Genomic DNA, 15,473 nt, shown 5'->3' on the forward strand with positions numbered 1-15,473 from the left:
CCCGGGACGTCATCCGCCGTACGGGCGGCACGCACCCGGCCGCCCGTACGGCGCTGCTCGCCGGCGCGGCCGGGTGCGCGCCCGCCACCTCGGAAGACCGGCCGCGCCCGGCCGGTTCACCCTGCCGTGGGGGCGGGGTGTTCCATCCGGCACCCGGTGAACTCGCGGCAGCGGTCATCGGCGTCAAGCCGGATCACCCACAGGTCGCTGTATGTGGGGTCCGGGTAGGCGGTGCTCCCCTGGACGATCGCCATCTCGTCGGTGACGGTCACCGGACGCCGGTCGAACACGGCCTCACCGGGCTTGGTCGTCGACGGGCCTGGGCGAGATGCGGCGGCCGGTGAGGTGGCCCGTCTGCACCAGGATGTAGTGGTCCCGGCTTGCCGGTGCCCAGGTGGTCAGGGGCAGCCGGGCCAGGCGTTCGATCTCCCGCGACTCGTACACGGCTCGCGCGGGCCCCACCGCGGTGACCGACCAGCCGGTGCGCGCCGACGGATCGAAGTCGTCGGCCTCGAAGGCGACGATCGCGTCGCGGGCCGCCGCGGCGAGCTTGGAGCCGATGGTGGTGCGGATCACCACCGTCTCGCCGTCGAGGACGAAGTTGACCGGCTGCACGGCCGGAAGGGCACGGTCGGTGAACACGATCCGTCCGATCGAGACCGAGCCCAGGAGTTCGAGGCACTCCGGCCGGGAAAGCACTTCAAGGCCTGCCGAGTCGAGCTTCATGCCTCCCAGGCTGCCCGTCGGCGTACCGGGGACGTTAGGGGCTAAAGTCCTGTCATTGGCGGTGTTCGGCCTTCGGGGAGGTCCGCGGTGCGCGTCCGGCGCCGTTGCCGTCCCGGCGCCCTCGTCTCCAGGCCGCCCGAGCTCTCGCCGGCGTCCCGGTTCCATCTGGCCGGTCTCTCCCTAGTGTGATAATCGTGACCATGGCCGACATCGAGTACGTCGAGTACGCCGGGGTTCTGGACGGTGACGACCACATGACCGTGGCGCGCGTTCTGGAGGTCTGGGCGGGTGGCCCGGTCCGCGTCGCGCTCCACTTCTTCGGCTGGGAGATCGACTACGACAGCGAGATCCTCTCGATCTACGCCCAGCCCGGGGTTCACCTCCCGAACGCCCGTGATCAGGAGCCCTATTATCTGCTGTCCGGCACCCTCACGGCGACGGTCGCCGAGGCGGAGGCCCGCCTGAGGGCTCTGATCGCCGCCTGTGACGAGGTGGGCATCGGCTGCCGCCAGCTCGAATACCTGATCGTGGACGAGAACGGCCGCGTGCTCGAAGAGCGCGAGGGCGGCATCGTGTCCTGAGCCTTCATCCCCGTGGATCCCCGGGGGAGCGGCGCTCCAACAGCGGTTGGGAAGCGGGCCGATACTCGTGAAATGGGTCCGCCTGGCCGGTTGTTCTCCTATATGGGACTCCGAACCGGGACCTTTCGCCCTTGCGAACCGGGGCCTTCAGCCCTGGCGCCGGGATGCCCCGGCGGCTGACATTGGCTGTTGGGGGTGAGGTCTCGCCGTCGGCTGTGAGAAGGGCCGCGGCGACCGATGAGCGGCCGGTTGCCCGGCGAAGCCGGGCGCGGACGTGATCTCGAGGCTCCGCAGGTGAGCGGAGGTGCGCGGGGCGTCGGAAGGGGGGCGTGGTGTTCGCCGATCGTCAGGATGCGGGCCTGCGGCTGGCCGAGCGGTTACGCGGGTCTGTCGGTGCTGATGAAGAAGTGGTCGTTCTGGGTCTGCCCAGGGGCGGCGTGCCGGTGGCGTTCGAGGTGGCGCGGGCCCTTGACGCGCCACTGGACGTGATCGTGGTCCGCAAGCTCGGGGTGCCGTTCCAGCCGGAACTCGGGTTCGGTGCCGTGGGGGAGGGCGGGGTCCGCGTCATCAATCACGACATCGTGCTGCTCACGGAGCTCACCTACGCGGAGACGACCGAGGTGGAGGAGTACGAGCGGGCCGAGGTCCTGCGCCGCGCGCGCCAACTGCGCGGCGACCGCGCTCCGGTGGACCTGACGGGCCGCACGGCGATCGTGGTGGACGACGGGGTCGCCACCGGGGGGACGGCGCGTGTCGCCTGCCAGGTCGCCCGGGCGCGGGGCGCCTCACGGGTGGTGCTGGCGGTGCCGGTGGGGTCACCGGAGACGATCGCGAGCCTGCGCGAGGTCGCCGACGAGGTGGTCTGCCTGCGGACACCGGAACGCCTTCTGGCGGTCGGCGTCTGGTACATCAATTTTTCCCAGACCACCGATGAGCAGGTGGCCGAGCTGCTCCGAAGGGCCGCGTCCGCGGCGGGGGAGCGCGACGGGAGCGCGACCTCCGATGCGCCGGGCCTCGACGAGGAGGTCCTGGTGGACGCCGGGCAGGTCGGGTTGCCCGGTCAGCTCGTCGTCCCGGACGGTGCCGGGGGAGTGGTGGTGTTCGTGCACGGCAGCGGTAGCAGCCGGCACAGCCCGCGTAACCGGTACGTGGCCGGCGTGCTCAACGGCGCCGGTCTGGGGACGCTCCTGTTCGACCTGCTCACCCTGGAGGAGGGGGCCGACAGAGGCAACGTGTTCGACATCGGGCTGCTGGCCGAAAGGCTCGTCCGGGTGACCGGCTGGCTGGGCGATCAACCTTGGGCGGCGGGCCTTCCTGTCGGCTACTTCGGAGCGAGTACCGGAGCGGCGGCCGCGCTGTGGGCGGCGGCGGAGCCGGGCTGCGAGGTCGCCGCCGTCGTCTCCAGGGGCGGGCGGCCCGATCTGGCCGGGCCGCGGCTGCCCGAGGTGCGGGCGGCGACCCTGCTGATCGTGGGAGGTGCCGACGGGATGGTGCTCGACCTCAACCGGGCCGCGCAGGAACGGTTGCGCTGCGAGAGCCTGCTCCAGATCGTCCCCGGCGCCACCCACCTGTTCGAAGAGCCAGGGGCACTCGAAAGCGTCGCCGCCCTCGCCCGCGACTGGTTCATCGGTCACTTCGGACCGCCGGCGTGAGGTCTTTCACACCGCGCCCATGTACCCCCGGGGGTATATTGAGGGCGGAGGTGAGGCGGGATGGAGATGGACGCGACGGTCCTGTCGGACGCGCTGACACGACTCAAGCGGGCCCAGGGGCAGCTGGGCGGAGTGATCGCGATGATCGAGAACGGGGACGACTGCGAGCGGGTGCTGACCCAGCTGGCGGCGGTCTCCAAGGCGCTGGACCGGGCCGGATTCAAGATCATATCGACGGGCATGCAGCAGTGCCAGATGGCGCGCGAGCGCGGCGAGCAGCCGCCGATCAGCCAGGAGCGGCTGGAGAAACTGTTCCTGGCTCTGTCGTGACCCGTCACGCCCCGCCCGTCGCGCGGTGGGCGGGGCGTGACGGGAGGCGTGCCATTTTTCTGTCCGGAGGATACCCCCCTGGGTATATTCGCACCGAAGTGGTGTGAACGCCCTCCGTGACGCGGCCCCGGGCGGGCCGCCGCGGCGACGCCGGACACACATCCGGCGGGAGCTCGCCGACCGGCCTGAAACCCGGGCCCGGCCGGTCCTCACCTGCCGGCGAAGACAACAACCCGGCGAAGACAACAACGACGAAGTGAGAGGCGATGATGACGACGATCGAGACAGTGGTGGTGGAGACCTCCTCGCTGGGGGACCGCAGCTACCTGGCCCACGACGGGCGGGTGGCGCTGGTGGTCGACCCGCAACGGGACATCGACCGGATCCTGGCCCTGGCCGGCCGGCTGGGCGTGCGCGTCACCCACGTGGCCGAGACCCACCTGCACAACGACTACGTCTCCGGCGGGCCGGCCCTGGCCAGGCTGACGGGCGCGGCCTACCTGGTGGCGGCGGCCGACGAGGTCGCCTTCGACCGGGTGCCGGTGAGCGACGGCGACGAGATGGCGCTGTCACCGTCGATGCGCCTTTCCGCGGTGGCCACCCCCGGGCACACCTTCCACCACCTGTCCTACGTGCTCGGCGGTCCCGGCGGGCCGACGGGAGTGTTCACCGGAGGGTCGCTGCTGTTCGGCACCACCGGCCGCACGGACCTGCTCGGCGCCCGGCACGCCCACGTCCTGGCCCAGCACCAGCACGCCTCGGTGCGACGGCTGGCCGACCTGCTGCCCGACGGTACGCAGGTCTGGCCCACCCACGGGTTCGGCAGCTTTTGCTCGGCCACCCAGACCGACGCCTCATCCTCGACGATAGGACGCGAGCGTGGCGCCAACCCGGCGCTGCGGCTGGAGGCCGACGACTTCGTCACCCAGACCCTCGCCGGGCTGGACGCCTACCCCGCCTACTACGCCCACATGGGCGCCAGGAACACCGCCGGTGCGGAGCTGGTCGACCTGACCCCGGCGAGGCGGGCCGACGCCGCCGGGCTGCGCGCGCGTATCGACGCCGGTGAATGGGTGGTGGACCTGCGCTCGCGCAAGGCGTTCACCCAGCGGCACCTGGCCGGAACGCTGAGCTTCGGCCTGGACGGCCCGATGTCGACCTGGCTGGGCTGGATGGCCCCCTGGGGGGCGCCCATCACGCTGCTGGGCGAATCGGCGGAGCAGGTGGCCGCCGCCCAGCGCGAGCTGGCGCGCATCGGCATCGACCGTCCGGCCGCCGCCGCGACCGGTACCCCCGAGCAGTGGGCCGGTGGCGACGGCGCCAGGCTGGGTGAGCTGACCGTCGCCACGTTCGCCGAACTGGCCGCCGTGCGCGACGGCCGTAACGTGCGCGATCTGCCCGCCCCCGACGTCGTGCTGGACGTACGGCTGCGCAACGAATGGCGCGCCGGGCACATCGACGGCGCGACGCACCTTCCGCTGCCCGAACTACCGCACCGCCTGGCCGAGATCCCGGACGGGACGGTGTGGGTGCACTGCGGCTCCGGCTACCGGGCCGCCGCCGCGAGCAGCCTGCTGGCCCGTGCCGGCCGCCGGGTCGTGCACATCGACGACGACTACTCCCAGGCGGCCGAAAGCGGCCTGAGCATCGAGGAGACCTCATGACCGGCGACACACCCGCCACGCTGGATACGGCCGCCCTGCGCCGGCTGATGGACTCCGGGCAGGCGCCCCGGCTGATCGACGTGCGCACCCCCGGTGAGTTCGAGACCGCCCACATCCCCGGCTCGGTCAACGTGCCGCTGGATCTGCTGCGCGAGCACCGTGAACGGCTGCGCGCCCACCTCGACGGCCCCCGGTGGGAGCAGGTGGTGCTCGTCTGCCGCTCCGGGCAGCGCGCCGCGCAGGCCGCGGCGGCCCTGTCCGGAGCCGGACAGGCGGCCCCGCGCCTCCTGGAAGGGGGCATCCTCGCCTGGCAGGGGGCCGGCGCGCCGCTCCGCACCGGCCGGGCCCGCTGGGAGCTGGAACGCCAGGTGCGCCTGGTGGCCGGATCCCTCGTGCTGACCTCGATCCTGGCCAGCACGCTGTTCCCACCGGCCAAATGGCTCGCCGCCGCGATCGGTGGCGGGCTGACCTTCGCCGCGCTCTCCAACACCTGCGCGATGGGCATGCTGCTGGCCAGGCTCCCCTACAACCGGGGCCCCCGCCGGCCCGGCCTGGAGGCGGTGCTGGGCCAATTGGCGCAACGGGAGGCGACCTCTTGACGGCGGCGCTCGGCCTGGGCGCGCTGATCGGCATCCTGCTTGGGTTGCTGGGCGGCGGCGGATCGATCCTGGCGCTGCCCGCCCTGGTGTACGGGGTGGGCCTGCCGCCGGCCTCGGCGGTGCCGGCCTCGCTGCTGGTGGTGGGCGTCTCCTCGGCCACCGCCGTGCTGCCTCGCATCCGGGCGGGACAGGTGCGCTGGCGCATTGCCGTGGCGTTCGGCGGCGCCGGGGCCCTGGCCGCGTTCGGGGGCGCCGCGATCAACAGGATGCTGCCCCCGCAGGCGATCCTGATCGGGTTCGCCGCGCTCATGGTGGTGGCCGCCTGGCGGATGCTGGCCGGCGACGCCCCGGCCGGCGGGGCCTGCGCGCTGCCCGGCGGCGGGGTGAACTGGCGCAGCTGCCTGCCCAGGTCCGTCGCCGCCGGCGCGGCCGTGGGCGCGCTGACCGGCCTGTTCGGCGTCGGCGGCGGGTTCCTCATCATCCCGGCCCTGGTGCTGGCGCTGGGATTGCCGATGACGGCCGCGGTCGGCACCTCGCTGCTCATCGTGGTGGTCAACTCGGCGGCGGGGTTCGTCGCCCACGCCGATGGCGCCGACCTGGACCGCACGGTCATCGGCGCCTTCACGGTGGCCGCGGTGATCGGGTCGCTGGCCGCCGCCCGCCTGGGCCGTCACCTGGACGCCGAGCGCCTGCGCCGCTGGTTCGCCTACCTCGTCCTCGTCGTGGCCGCCTTCGTCCTGGCCCGGGGAGCGCTCGACTGATTCCTTGGCAACACGCTGACGGTACGGAAATCCATACCTGAGGGGGGTCGTCATACGATGAGGACGCCGGTCCAGGAAGACCTCTCGATCTTCCCAGCCGGGCCGGGGAGACGGCACGGTCTGCTGTGACCAACGATACCCATTCCGCGGGCAACGGCCCGCGACAGGGGACGGAAGTCCCTGGTGAGGGGGGCGTTGGTCCGCTGCGGGGAACGCCGCCACGCGGTCGGATCGGTCTCCCTGGCCCTGGCCGGGCACGTGGCCGCGCCGATCGTGATCGTCGCCTTGTCCACCGGACGAAGGTCCTGATCCCGGTACGGCTCGCCAGGAGGCTGGGAAAATGGGACGTTTGTCGGCCATCGCCCTTCTTGTGGGCACCATGGCCGGACTGCTGGCCGGTCTCGCGCTCCGCCTGACCGGCGCGGAGGCGGTCGCCGACATCGTGTGGGCAGTGGTCACCGGCGTGTCGCTGGTGCCCGCGGCGGGATGGGTGGTGTCGGCGCTGCGGAGCGGCCGGATGGGGGTGGACGCCATCGCCGTCCTAGCCCTGGCCGGAGCGCTCGCCGTGGGGGAGTACCTCGCCGGTGCCCTGATCGGCGTGATGCTCGCCACCGGGCGGGCACTGGAGGAGCACGCCCTGCGCCGGGCCCGCCACGACCTGACCGCCCTGTACGAACGGGCACCGCACTCGGCCCGGCGCTACGAGAACGGGGTGCCGGACCTCGTGCCGGTCGAGCAGGTTCGCCCGGGCGACCTGCTGCTGGTCCCCAGCGGGGAGATGGTCCCCGTCGACGGCGCGGTGGTGGGCGATCTCGCGCTGCTGGACGAGTCGGCGCTGACGGGGGAGTCGGTACCGGTGGAGTACGCCGCGGGGGAGGGGGTGCGCAGCGGCGTGGTGAACGCCGGTGCCGCCTTCGATATGCGGGCCACCCGGACCGCGGCCGACAGCGCCTATGCGGGAGTGGTGCGGCTGGCGCGGCAGACAGAGACCGACAGCGCCCCCGTCGTACGGCTCGCCGACCGGTTCGCCTCCTGGTTCCTGCCGGTCACCCTGCTGCTGGCGGCGGCCGCCTGGCTGCTGTCCGGCCAGCCGGTACGGGCCGTCGCGGTACTGGTCGTCGCCACCCCCTGCCCGCTGCTGCTCGCCGCACCCGCGGCCATCGCCTCCGGGCTGTCGCGCACGGCACGGCACGGCGTGGTGGTCAAGGGCGGTGGAGCACTGGAGCGGCTGGGCCAGGCACGCACGCTCATCCTGGACAAGACCGGGACGCTGACCGCGGGCCGGCCCCAGGTGATCGACGTCGTGGCCGCGCCCGGCGTCCGTACCGACGACGTGCTGCGCCTGGCCGCCGCGGTGGATCAGATGTCGTCGCACGTGCTCGCCGCCGCGATCGTCGACGCGGCCCGCGCGCGCGGTGCCGAGCTGCCGCAACCGGCCGAGATCCAGGAGAGGCCGGGCACCGGCACCACGGGGGTGGTGGACGGGCACCGGATAGAGGTCGGCAAGGCGACGACCTCCTCGCCTTCGGACTGGGAACGGATCCAGCGGGCGCGGGCCGCGCTGGACGGGGCCATGACCGTCTGGGTGACGCTGGACGGCCGGGCGGCCGGGGTGATCCTGCTCCGCGATGCCATCCGGGCCGACGCCGCGCGGACGCTGCGGCGGCTGCGCGCCGCGGGCATCGAGCGGGTGGTCATGCTCACCGGAGACCGGGCCGAGGTCGCCGAGAGCGTGGGCGTGGTACGACGCCTGGGAAGTCACCTCGCCCTCATCGAGGCCGGCGGGCCACGCCCGGAGCAGCTCGACGACCTGCGCGCCTGCCTCTACGGCCTGTACGCCGTCCTGATCCTCCACTTCGACCAGGAGGAGGAGGCCTACTTCTCCCTGGCCGCCGGTTCGTCGGCGTGACCCGGCTTGCGAAGGCGTGAACGGTGCGCATTCCCTGTCACATCCGATAGCCGCCCTGGTCAGACGAGGCGTGTCGATTTTCACCGGCCCCGATCGACGCACAGCTGGAAACCGGCGAGGATCGGTTCTCTGATAACCCGAAGGAGATATGACGATGCGATTCCTGATGACCACCAAGGGCGGCGACGCGGCACCCCCGAGCGAGGCGGTCCACGCGGAGATGGCCGCGTTCGTCGAGGAGATGACCCGGGCGGGGGTGCTGCTGGCGACCGGTGGCCTGGACCCGGCCGGCATCCGCGTCTCGGCCTCCGGTGGCGAGATGACCGTCACCGACGGGCCGTTCACCGAGACGAAGGAGGCCATCGTCAGCTTCGCGCTCATCGAGGCGCGCTCACAGCAGGAGGCCATCGAGCTCTCCCGGCGCTTCTGGAAGATCATCGGCGAGGGGGAGGGCACCATCCAGCAGGTCTTCGGCCCGCAGGACTGATCGGGCGCTTGCGTACCCGGCCCGGCGGGTGCTGTGATCGAGCCCGTGATGCCCCGGGACGCCCATCGTGCGGTCGACGAGGTCTGGAAGATGGAGTCGGCGAGGATCATCGCCGGGCTCGTCCGGATGCTGGGCGACGTGGGACTGGCCGAGGAACTCGCGCAGGACGCGCTCCTCGCCGCCCTCGAACGGTGGCCTGACTCAGGCGTTCCGGATAATCCGGGTGCCTGGCTCATGGCCGTCGCCAAACGTCGCGCCATCGACCACCTGCGGCGCGGCGAGCGGCTCGAGCGCGGGCACGAGCAGCTCGCCCACGAGCTCGCCACCCGGCCGGACGGCACCGAGGCCGAGACCGACGCGGCACTCGACGACGAGGTGGGCGATGACGTCCTGCGCCTGATGTTCGTCTCCTGCCACCCGGCGCTGTCCGCCGAGTCCCGGGTGGCGTTGACGTTGCGGTTGCTCGGCGGCCTGCGCACCGACGAGATCGCGAGGGCCTTTCTCGTCTCCGAGCCGACCGTCGCGCAGCGCGTCGTCCGGGCCAAACGCACCCTCGCCGAACTCGGGGTCCCCTTCGAGGTCCCCACGGGGCCGGACCGGGCCGCGCGCCTGTCGTCGGTCCTCGAGGTCATCTACCTGGTGTTCAACGAGGGGTACGCGGCGAGCGCCGGCGACGGCTGGACGCGCCAGGACCTCTGCCAGGAGGCGCTGCGCCTGGGCCGTCTGCTGGCCGGGCTCGCGCCCGGCGAGGCCGAGGTACACGGACTGGTCGCACTGATGGAGCTCCAGGCGTCCCGGCTGGCGGCCAGGACGGGGCCGTCGGGGGAGCCCGTCGCGCTGCACGAGCAGAACCGCGGACGCTGGGACCAGCTCCTCATCCGCCGCGGCTTCGCGGCACTGCTGCGTGCCAGGCAATCCGGCGGACCTCTCGGCCCGTACGTGCTGCAGGCCGCCATCGCGGTCTGTCACGCGCGGGCCCGTACGGCGGAGGAGACCGACTGGGCGCAGATCGCCGCCCTCTACGAAACGCTCGTCCGGGCGCTGCCCACCCCGGTCGTGCAGCTCAACCGGGCGGTCGCGCTGGCCATGGCGTACGGTCCCGAGGCGGGGCTGGCGCTCGTCGACACCCTGGTGGCCGAGCCGGCGCTCAAGGGCTACCACCGGGTGCCCAGCGTGCGCGGCGACCTGCTGGTCAGGCTCGGTCGCCACGAGGAGGCCCGGCGGGAGTTCGAACGGGCCGCGGCGCTCACTCTCAACGTGCCCGAACGCACGATACTGCTGGAACGCGCCGTGGCCTGCGCGGACGCCGCCACGCCGGGGAGCGCGGTCACCCTGGCCGAGGCCGCGGATGCCTTCCTCGCCCGTGAGGACCTGGACGCCGCGAGCCTCCGTTCCTACCGCCAGACCATGAGCCGGCTCCGTCGCGATCTCGGCGACGACATCCCGTTGCGGGACGTGACCGCCGGACAGGTCGCCGAGATCTTCGCCACCGCCTGGGAGAGCGCCGCCGCCGCGACGTGGAACAGGCACCGAGGTGCCGTCCGATCCTTCTCCGCCTGGGCCGCGGACCGGGGCCGGCTGAGCGAAGGCCTGGCCGCCGGGATCGGTCGCCGGCCCGAGCCCCGGTCGCGCACCCGCCCCATGGAGCCGCCACGCGTCGAGGCGCTGTGGGAGCGGCAGGACCTCGCCCCGCGCGAGCGCGCCCTGTGGCTGATGCTCCACGAGAGCGCGGCCGGGATCGGCTCGGTGCTCGCGCTCAACGTCGAGGACCTCGACCTGGCGGGGATGCGCGGCAGGGCGCCGGGGTCCCGCTGGATTCACTGGCGGTCGGGCACCGCCGAGCTCATCCCCCAGCTCATCGCGGGCCGTCGTCGCGGCCCGCTGTTCCTGTCCGAGCGCAGGCCCGGCCCCGGCCGTCGGCCCGCCCCCGGCGACCTGTGCCCCGAGACCGGCCGCCGCAGGCTCTCCTACGAACGGGCCGAATATCTGTTCAAGCAGGCCACCGGCCACACCCTCCATCAACTGCGGAGCAGATGAACCGTTTCGGCGCGCTTCGGCACCATGCGCCCGATCAGGGATGCCGCTGCTCCGGTGAGGTGATCGTGAAGGCGGCGACCGGGAGAGCGATCAGGTAGAGCGCACCGCCCGCTCCTGCCGGCCATTGAGAGTCTCCCGATCGGGGTGCCGAACAGCAGCCCCCCGCAGCGTCTCGATGACGACCACCATTCGCGCCGGTCCGCCAGGGCGTCGGATGGCCTGCCGCGAATGTGGTTCCTTCGCGGGATTTCTGTCGGAGCGGTGAGATAGTTTCCCGGTTCATGATCGACTGTTTACCGGCCGACACGGCCGTGTGGGAGCAGTGCGGCAGGGTGCCGGTGGTGCCACCGGTCCGGCCTCGCAAGCTGGCGAAGGTTCCCTTCGTCGAGCTGGCGGACGGCCGGCTGCAGGGCGTCGTGTCGAGCGGCTCGGACATCGGCCGCGTCTACGTCTCCTCCGTCACCGCGGCCACCCACACCTACAGCTGCAGTACCAACAACAACCGTCCGTGCGGTGGCCTGTCCGGTTCCCACCCGTGCAAGCACCTGCGGGCGCTGACCGCCGAGGCCGTGCTGCAGTACGGCCTCGACCGGGTGGCCCGTTACCTGCGGGCCGAGGTCTCCGAGGGGGCCGACCTGATCGACTGCCTGCGCGGCGGCCTTGGTCCCGCTCCCGCGGCCACCGTGTTCAGCCGTTTCCTGCGCCACCTGGCCTACCTGGAGCTGCCCGACACCACCACGCCGATCCCCGAGCTTCACTGGTTCCCGGCCACGGGGGTGGTGCGCTGATGCTCGCCACACAGCTGACCCGGCTGCGGGGCGGCGAGCCGGCGGGCCTCGGGGAGGCGCTGGAGCTGGTGACCGGCTTCGACGAGGCCCTGGTGCACGGGCTGGCCCGGCTCTCCGAACAGCACGCCGCGGCGCTGACCGCTCTGGCCGGCGCCTTCGCGCTCACCCCGATCGGCGAGGGGGCGGCGGAGGCCGCTGCCAAGGTCGTCTCCGGCTCGATCGCCGAGGAGCATCTGACGATGCTGGCAGGCGGCCGGACCGCGCTGCTGGGCGCCGTGCACGACGCTCTGCTGGCCGAACTGGACGCGGCCCTGGGGCGCGAACGCGCCCCGTGGCAGGCAGCGCCGGAGCCCGAGGCGGACGGCGCGGGCAACCTGCTCGCCGCCGCCCGGTCCTGGCTGTGCGAGCTGGCCATCACCGGCTGGCGCGGCGTCGACCACGACCTCGTCTCGGCCTCGGACCAGACCATCGAGGCGCTACTGGCCGTGCCGGAGCAACGCAGGCCGGCGGTGCTGCTCGACGGCCTGGCGGCCGAGCTGCGCGCCTGCTGCCCGATCGGCACGATGGAGCGTCTGCCCGTACGGCGCTGGGCCGATCTGTGGACCCGGGCCCTGCTGCTGGCCAGGGCGGGCGGCCAGAGCGGCGAGCGCGTCGCAGCCGAGCGCCTGTCGGGGCGGCTGCTGATCCTCGGTGTCGACGTGCACGAGCACGCCACCGCCGTACAGATGCAGGTGCACGGCGTGCTGGAGCCCGCCGGCGGCGGCCGGGCCCGGCTGGTGCGCACCAGCGTGGCCGCCGCCAAGGTGGACACCATCGTCGGCCCCGCCGTCTGGAAGCTGCCGCACCGCCATCCCCGGCTGCTGGGCGCGCTTGCCGAACGGCGCAGCCTGGAGATCACCGATGTGCCCGTGCTGGCCAGTGGTGACCTGGTGTGGGATGACGATCGGGCGCGGGCCGGTGAGCCGGTCGACGCCTTCGCGGTGGCCAGGGTCTCCCTCGCCGGGGCGCTCGCGCCGGCCGCGCCGCCCCTGGACCGCCACCCGGTGCTCATCGCCGAGCCGGTGCTGGTGGCGGACTACCAGGTCACCCGTGACGGCTCGTTCGACCTGGGCGGCGCCGTGCTCGCCGTCGACACCGATGGACTGCCCGCCTGCGGCCCGCTCACGCCGAAGCTGGTGGCCGGATCCTCGGAGTGCATCGGGCTGATGCGCTGGGACGGCGGCCGCTGGCTGCTGCAGCCGCTCGCGGTGCGAGCCAAGGTCAAGCGCGAGACGGTCGAGGCGCACAGCGGCGACTGGGCCCTGGGGCCCACCGACCCCAAGGTGGTCAAGGCCGAGGCCAGGGCGGGGGACGCGGTCGCGGTGCTGCGCGAACGAGCCGGACGGTTGCTGAGACGATGAGCCGGCACAGCGAGAACATCACGGCGAGCGCCGAGCAGAACCGGCGTCAGGTGCTCTACTGGCGGCTGCTCGCCCGCCTCTTCGACAACGACGAGCAGCCCGCGCTGGAGAGCGCGGGCGTGGCCATCGTCGACGATCTCGGACTGCCCGCGGCGTTGCTCGACCCCTCGGTGTCTGTGGACACCCTGGTGCAGCGTTTTCCCGAGCTGGCCGCGGAGTTCCGGGACCTGCTCGCCCTGGGGGAGCAACCGGGGGAGCAACCGGGGGAGCGGGAGGCAGGCCAGGAGGTGCGCAGGGCGGCTCTGGTGTCGAAGCTGCTGCTCAACGTCTTCGCCACCGGGGCGGGTGAGGTCACCGCGACCCGGCTCGCGGCCTGGCAGCAGGACGCCGGCTGGTTCAGGCAGGCCCTGGGCTGTGAGGACGGCCGCCAGGCGGGCGGTGCGGGTGGTGGTGCGGGTGGCGGTGTGAGTGACCGCGAGCTGGCCTCGGCGCTGGCCGGCCTGGAGGCCGACCTGGTCAGCCGCATGCGGTTGCGTGAGGTTCTGGCCGACCCGGTGCTGGCCGGGCAGCTCACACCGAGCATGTCGCTCATCGAGCAGTTGCTGCGTGACAAGGCCAACCTGTCGGGGGTGGCGCTGGCCAACGCCAAGGCGCTGATCCGCAGGTTCGTCGACGAGGTCGCCGAGGTGCTGCGCACGCAGGTCGAGAAGACCAGCGTGGGCGCCATCGACCGCTCGGTGCCGCCCAAGCGGGTCTTTCGCAACCTCGACGTCGAGCGCACGATCTGGAAGAACCTCGTCAACTGGAACCCCGAGGACCAGCGGCTCTACGTCGACCAGCTCTACTACCGGCGCACCGCCAGGCGCACCACGCCGGCCCGGATGATCGTGGTCGTCGACCAGTCGGGATCGATGGTCGACGCGATGGTCAACTGCACCATCCTGGCGTCGATCTTCGCGGGGCTGCCCAAGGTGGACGTGCATCTGATCGCCTACGACACTCGCGCGCTCGACCTCACCCCGTGGGTGAACGATCCGTTCGAGGTGCTGCTCCGGACCCAGCTGGGTGGCGGCACCGACGGCACGGCCGCCCTGACCCTGGCCCAGCCGAAGGTCTCCGACCCGCGCAACACCGTGGTCGTGTGGATCTCGGATTTCTATGAATGGCAGTGCGAGGCCGTCTTCGCCGGACTGGAGGCGCTGCACCGCTCCGGCGTCCGGCTCATCCCGGTGGGTTCGGTGAGCAGCGGCGGCCAGCAGAGCGTCAATCCATGGTTCCGCCAGCGGCTCAAGGACCTGGGCACGCCGGTGATCTCCGGCCACATCCGCAAACTCGTGTTCGAGCTGAAGAACTTTCTCACCTAGGAGCCCCTACCGATGACCAATGAGATGTTGCGCGCGCCCGCCGAGGTGAAGTACGCCGAGGAGCTGGACTGGCTGGAGTCGGTCGACGACGGCCCCAAGCCGTTCTCCTGGCGGCTCAGCCCCCGCATGGTGCGACTGTTCGTGCTCGGTTCCGAGCGCTCCGACGGGCTGGAGCGGGAGATCTCGCAGAAGTGGTTCGGTGAGCGGAGTCTCGTCGAGCGCAGCATCGTGACGCTGGCCTCCGACCGCGGGCTGCTGCTCATCGGCGACCCCGGCACCGGCAAGAGCTGGCTGGCCGAGTTGCTCGCCGCCGCCATCTGCCGCAACTCCACCCTGGGCGTCCAGGGCACGGCGGGCACCACCGAGGACCACATCAAGTACTCCTGGAACGTCTCCATGGTGATCGCCAAGGGGCAGTCCCGCGAGTCGATGATCCCCTCGCCGATCATGACGGCGATGGAGCGGGGGGTGATCGGCCGTTTCGAGGAGCTGACCCGCTCGACCAGCGACGTGCAGGACGCCCTGATCTCGATCCTGTCGGAGAAGTACATCTCCATCCCCGAGCTCGACACCGACAACATCGTGTTCGCCAAGCCCGGGTTCTCCGTCATCGCCACGGCCAACAGCCGTGACCGGGGAGTGAACGACCTGTCCTCGGCTCTGAAGCGGCGGTTCAACTTCGTCAGGATCCCGGTCGTGACGAGCAAGGCCAGCGAGGCGGAGATCGTCCGCTTCCGCACCACCGAGCTGCTGCGCCGCCACCGCATCGAGCTGGACCTGCCGCCCACGCTGCTGGACATTCTGCTGCAGAGCTTCGCCGACCTGCGCGCCGCGGCGGCCTCGGCCACCAGCGAGGACGAGAAGCTGGAGTCGGCGCTGTCGACCGCCGAGCAGATCGGCGTGCTGGAGGACGCCATCCTGCACGGCAACTTCTTCGGTGACCGCACCCTGCGCGCCCAGACGCTGGGCGGTGCCCTGGTGGGCTCGCTGGCCAGGCGCGCTCCCGAGGACCTGGCCATCCTGAACAAGTACTGGCACGGGGTCGTCGAGCCGCGCAGCAAGAAGGAGGGCGGGGAGTGGACGGACTTCCTCGAAGGCGGTCGCCAGGCGATCTCCACGCTGTCGTGACCTCCTCCCCACGACCCGTGGCATCACGCCGAGTTTCCCGCCCAGAG

General features: G+C 72.3%; 15 protein-coding genes and 2 pseudogenes. 15 read left to right on the plus strand and 2 right to left on the minus strand.

Annotated elements, in window-relative coordinates; translation table 11 throughout:
• Window positions 1–116: 116 nt before the first annotated feature.
• Complete coding sequence (locus ACWD3H_RS35710; RefSeq protein WP_355569717.1) at window positions 117–290, minus strand: hypothetical protein; 174 nt, start codon at window positions 288–290, stop codon at window positions 117–119.
• 4 nt (window positions 291–294) lie between these two features.
• Entirely contained in the window at window positions 295–726 is a 432-nt protein-coding gene (locus tag ACWD3H_RS35715; RefSeq protein ID WP_350926016.1) for a pyridoxamine 5'-phosphate oxidase family protein, read from the minus strand.
• A gap of 200 nt (window positions 727–926) precedes the next feature.
• On the opposite strand from ACWD3H_RS35715, the gene ACWD3H_RS35720 reads away from it, so the two are divergent.
• The 15 genes and pseudogenes from ACWD3H_RS35720 (at window position 927) to ACWD3H_RS35790 (ending at window position 15,426) form a co-directional block, all read left to right on the plus strand.
• Window positions 927–1,307, plus strand: coding sequence for a hypothetical protein (locus ACWD3H_RS35720; protein WP_451958149.1), 381 nt, complete (start codon window positions 927–929; stop codon window positions 1,305–1,307).
• A gap of 332 nt (window positions 1,308–1,639) precedes the next feature.
• Entirely contained in the window at window positions 1,640–2,959 is a 1,320-nt protein-coding gene (locus ACWD3H_RS35725) for a phosphoribosyltransferase (RefSeq protein WP_355569708.1), read from the plus strand.
• 60 nt (window positions 2,960–3,019) lie between these two features.
• Window positions 3,020–3,289 (plus strand): metal-sensitive transcriptional regulator, encoded by a 270-nt coding sequence (locus ACWD3H_RS35730; protein WP_030914234.1) that lies wholly within the window; start codon window positions 3,020–3,022, stop codon window positions 3,287–3,289.
• A gap of 266 nt (window positions 3,290–3,555) precedes the next feature.
• A complete protein-coding gene (locus ACWD3H_RS35735; RefSeq protein WP_451958150.1) occupies window positions 3,556–4,953 on the plus strand; it encodes an MBL fold metallo-hydrolase in 1,398 nt (465 codons plus the stop codon).
• The gene (locus ACWD3H_RS35740) at window positions 4,950–5,552 is read left to right on the plus strand and encodes a rhodanese-like domain-containing protein (protein WP_451958151.1); all 603 of its coding nucleotides are present in this window, start codon (window positions 4,950–4,952) and stop codon (window positions 5,550–5,552) included. The genes ACWD3H_RS35735 and ACWD3H_RS35740 overlap by 4 nt, the downstream gene beginning before the upstream one ends.
• Window positions 5,549–6,313 (plus strand): sulfite exporter TauE/SafE family protein, encoded by a 765-nt coding sequence (locus ACWD3H_RS35745; RefSeq protein ID WP_451958152.1) that lies wholly within the window; start codon window positions 5,549–5,551, stop codon window positions 6,311–6,313. Before ACWD3H_RS35740 ends, ACWD3H_RS35745 begins: the two co-directional genes overlap by 4 nt.
• 183 nt (window positions 6,314–6,496) lie before the next feature.
• On the plus strand, window positions 6,497–6,622 hold the full coding sequence (locus tag ACWD3H_RS35750) for a hypothetical protein (protein ID WP_355561840.1): 126 nt from the start codon (window positions 6,497–6,499) through the stop codon (window positions 6,620–6,622).
• Between the two features lie 31 nt (window positions 6,623–6,653).
• Window positions 6,654–8,222, plus strand: a complete 1,569-nt coding sequence (locus ACWD3H_RS35755) for a heavy metal translocating P-type ATPase (protein WP_451958153.1) — start codon at window positions 6,654–6,656, stop codon at window positions 8,220–8,222.
• A gap of 148 nt (window positions 8,223–8,370) precedes the next feature.
• The gene (locus ACWD3H_RS35760; RefSeq protein ID WP_451958154.1) at window positions 8,371–8,709 is read left to right on the plus strand and encodes a YciI family protein; all 339 of its coding nucleotides are present in this window, start codon (window positions 8,371–8,373) and stop codon (window positions 8,707–8,709) included.
• Between the two features lie 48 nt (window positions 8,710–8,757).
• A pseudogene (locus ACWD3H_RS35765) lies at window positions 8,758–10,014 on the plus strand (RNA polymerase sigma factor); the annotation flags it as partial.
• An 84-nt stretch (window positions 10,015–10,098) separates the two neighbouring features.
• A pseudogene (locus ACWD3H_RS35770) lies at window positions 10,099–10,746 on the plus strand (RNA polymerase subunit sigma); the annotation flags it as partial.
• Between the two features lie 281 nt (window positions 10,747–11,027).
• Window positions 11,028–11,534 (plus strand): hypothetical protein, encoded by a 507-nt coding sequence (locus ACWD3H_RS35775; protein ID WP_451958155.1) that lies wholly within the window; start codon window positions 11,028–11,030, stop codon window positions 11,532–11,534.
• Window positions 11,534–12,934, plus strand: coding sequence for a hypothetical protein (locus ACWD3H_RS35780; protein ID WP_355561853.1), 1,401 nt, complete (start codon window positions 11,534–11,536; stop codon window positions 12,932–12,934). Before ACWD3H_RS35775 ends, ACWD3H_RS35780 begins: the two co-directional genes overlap by 1 nt.
• On the plus strand, window positions 12,931–14,298 hold the full coding sequence (locus ACWD3H_RS35785) for a vWA domain-containing protein (protein WP_451958156.1): 1,368 nt from the start codon (window positions 12,931–12,933) through the stop codon (window positions 14,296–14,298). The genes ACWD3H_RS35780 and ACWD3H_RS35785 overlap by 4 nt, the downstream gene beginning before the upstream one ends.
• Window positions 14,299–14,310: 12 nt before the next feature.
• Entirely contained in the window at window positions 14,311–15,426 is a 1,116-nt protein-coding gene (locus ACWD3H_RS35790; protein WP_355561858.1) for an ATP-binding protein, read from the plus strand.
• Window positions 15,427–15,473 lie beyond the last annotated feature (47 nt).

It is taken from the genome of Streptosporangium sp. NPDC002607, assembly GCF_053592655.1.

Excerpts from the sequence above, each read along its gene's own strand:
- ACWD3H_RS35790 (WP_355561858.1), top strand. The coding sequence starts at position 14,311 with ATGACCAATGAGATGTTGCGCGCGCCCGCCGAGGTGAAGTACGCCGAG.
- ACWD3H_RS35720 (WP_451958149.1), top strand. The coding sequence starts at position 927 with ATGGCCGACATCGAGTACGTCGAGTACGCCGGGGTTCTGGACGGTGAC.
- ACWD3H_RS35760 (WP_451958154.1), top strand. The coding sequence starts at position 8,371 with ATGACGATGCGATTCCTGATGACCACCAAGGGCGGCGACGCGGCACCC.
- ACWD3H_RS35740 (WP_451958151.1), top strand. The coding sequence starts at position 4,950 with ATGACCGGCGACACACCCGCCACGCTGGATACGGCCGCCCTGCGCCGG.
- ACWD3H_RS35755 (WP_451958153.1), top strand. The coding sequence starts at position 6,654 with ATGGGACGTTTGTCGGCCATCGCCCTTCTTGTGGGCACCATGGCCGGA.
- ACWD3H_RS35780 (WP_355561853.1), top strand. The coding sequence starts at position 11,534 with ATGCTCGCCACACAGCTGACCCGGCTGCGGGGCGGCGAGCCGGCGGGC.
- ACWD3H_RS35735 (WP_451958150.1), top strand. The coding sequence starts at position 3,556 with ATGATGACGACGATCGAGACAGTGGTGGTGGAGACCTCCTCGCTGGGG.
- ACWD3H_RS35785 (WP_451958156.1), top strand. The coding sequence starts at position 12,931 with ATGAGCCGGCACAGCGAGAACATCACGGCGAGCGCCGAGCAGAACCGG.
- ACWD3H_RS35730 (WP_030914234.1), top strand. The coding sequence starts at position 3,020 with ATGGAGATGGACGCGACGGTCCTGTCGGACGCGCTGACACGACTCAAG.
- ACWD3H_RS35715 (WP_350926016.1), bottom strand. The coding sequence starts at position 726 with ATGAAGCTCGACTCGGCAGGCCTTGAAGTGCTTTCCCGGCCGGAGTGC.
- ACWD3H_RS35775 (WP_451958155.1), top strand. The coding sequence starts at position 11,028 with ATGATCGACTGTTTACCGGCCGACACGGCCGTGTGGGAGCAGTGCGGC.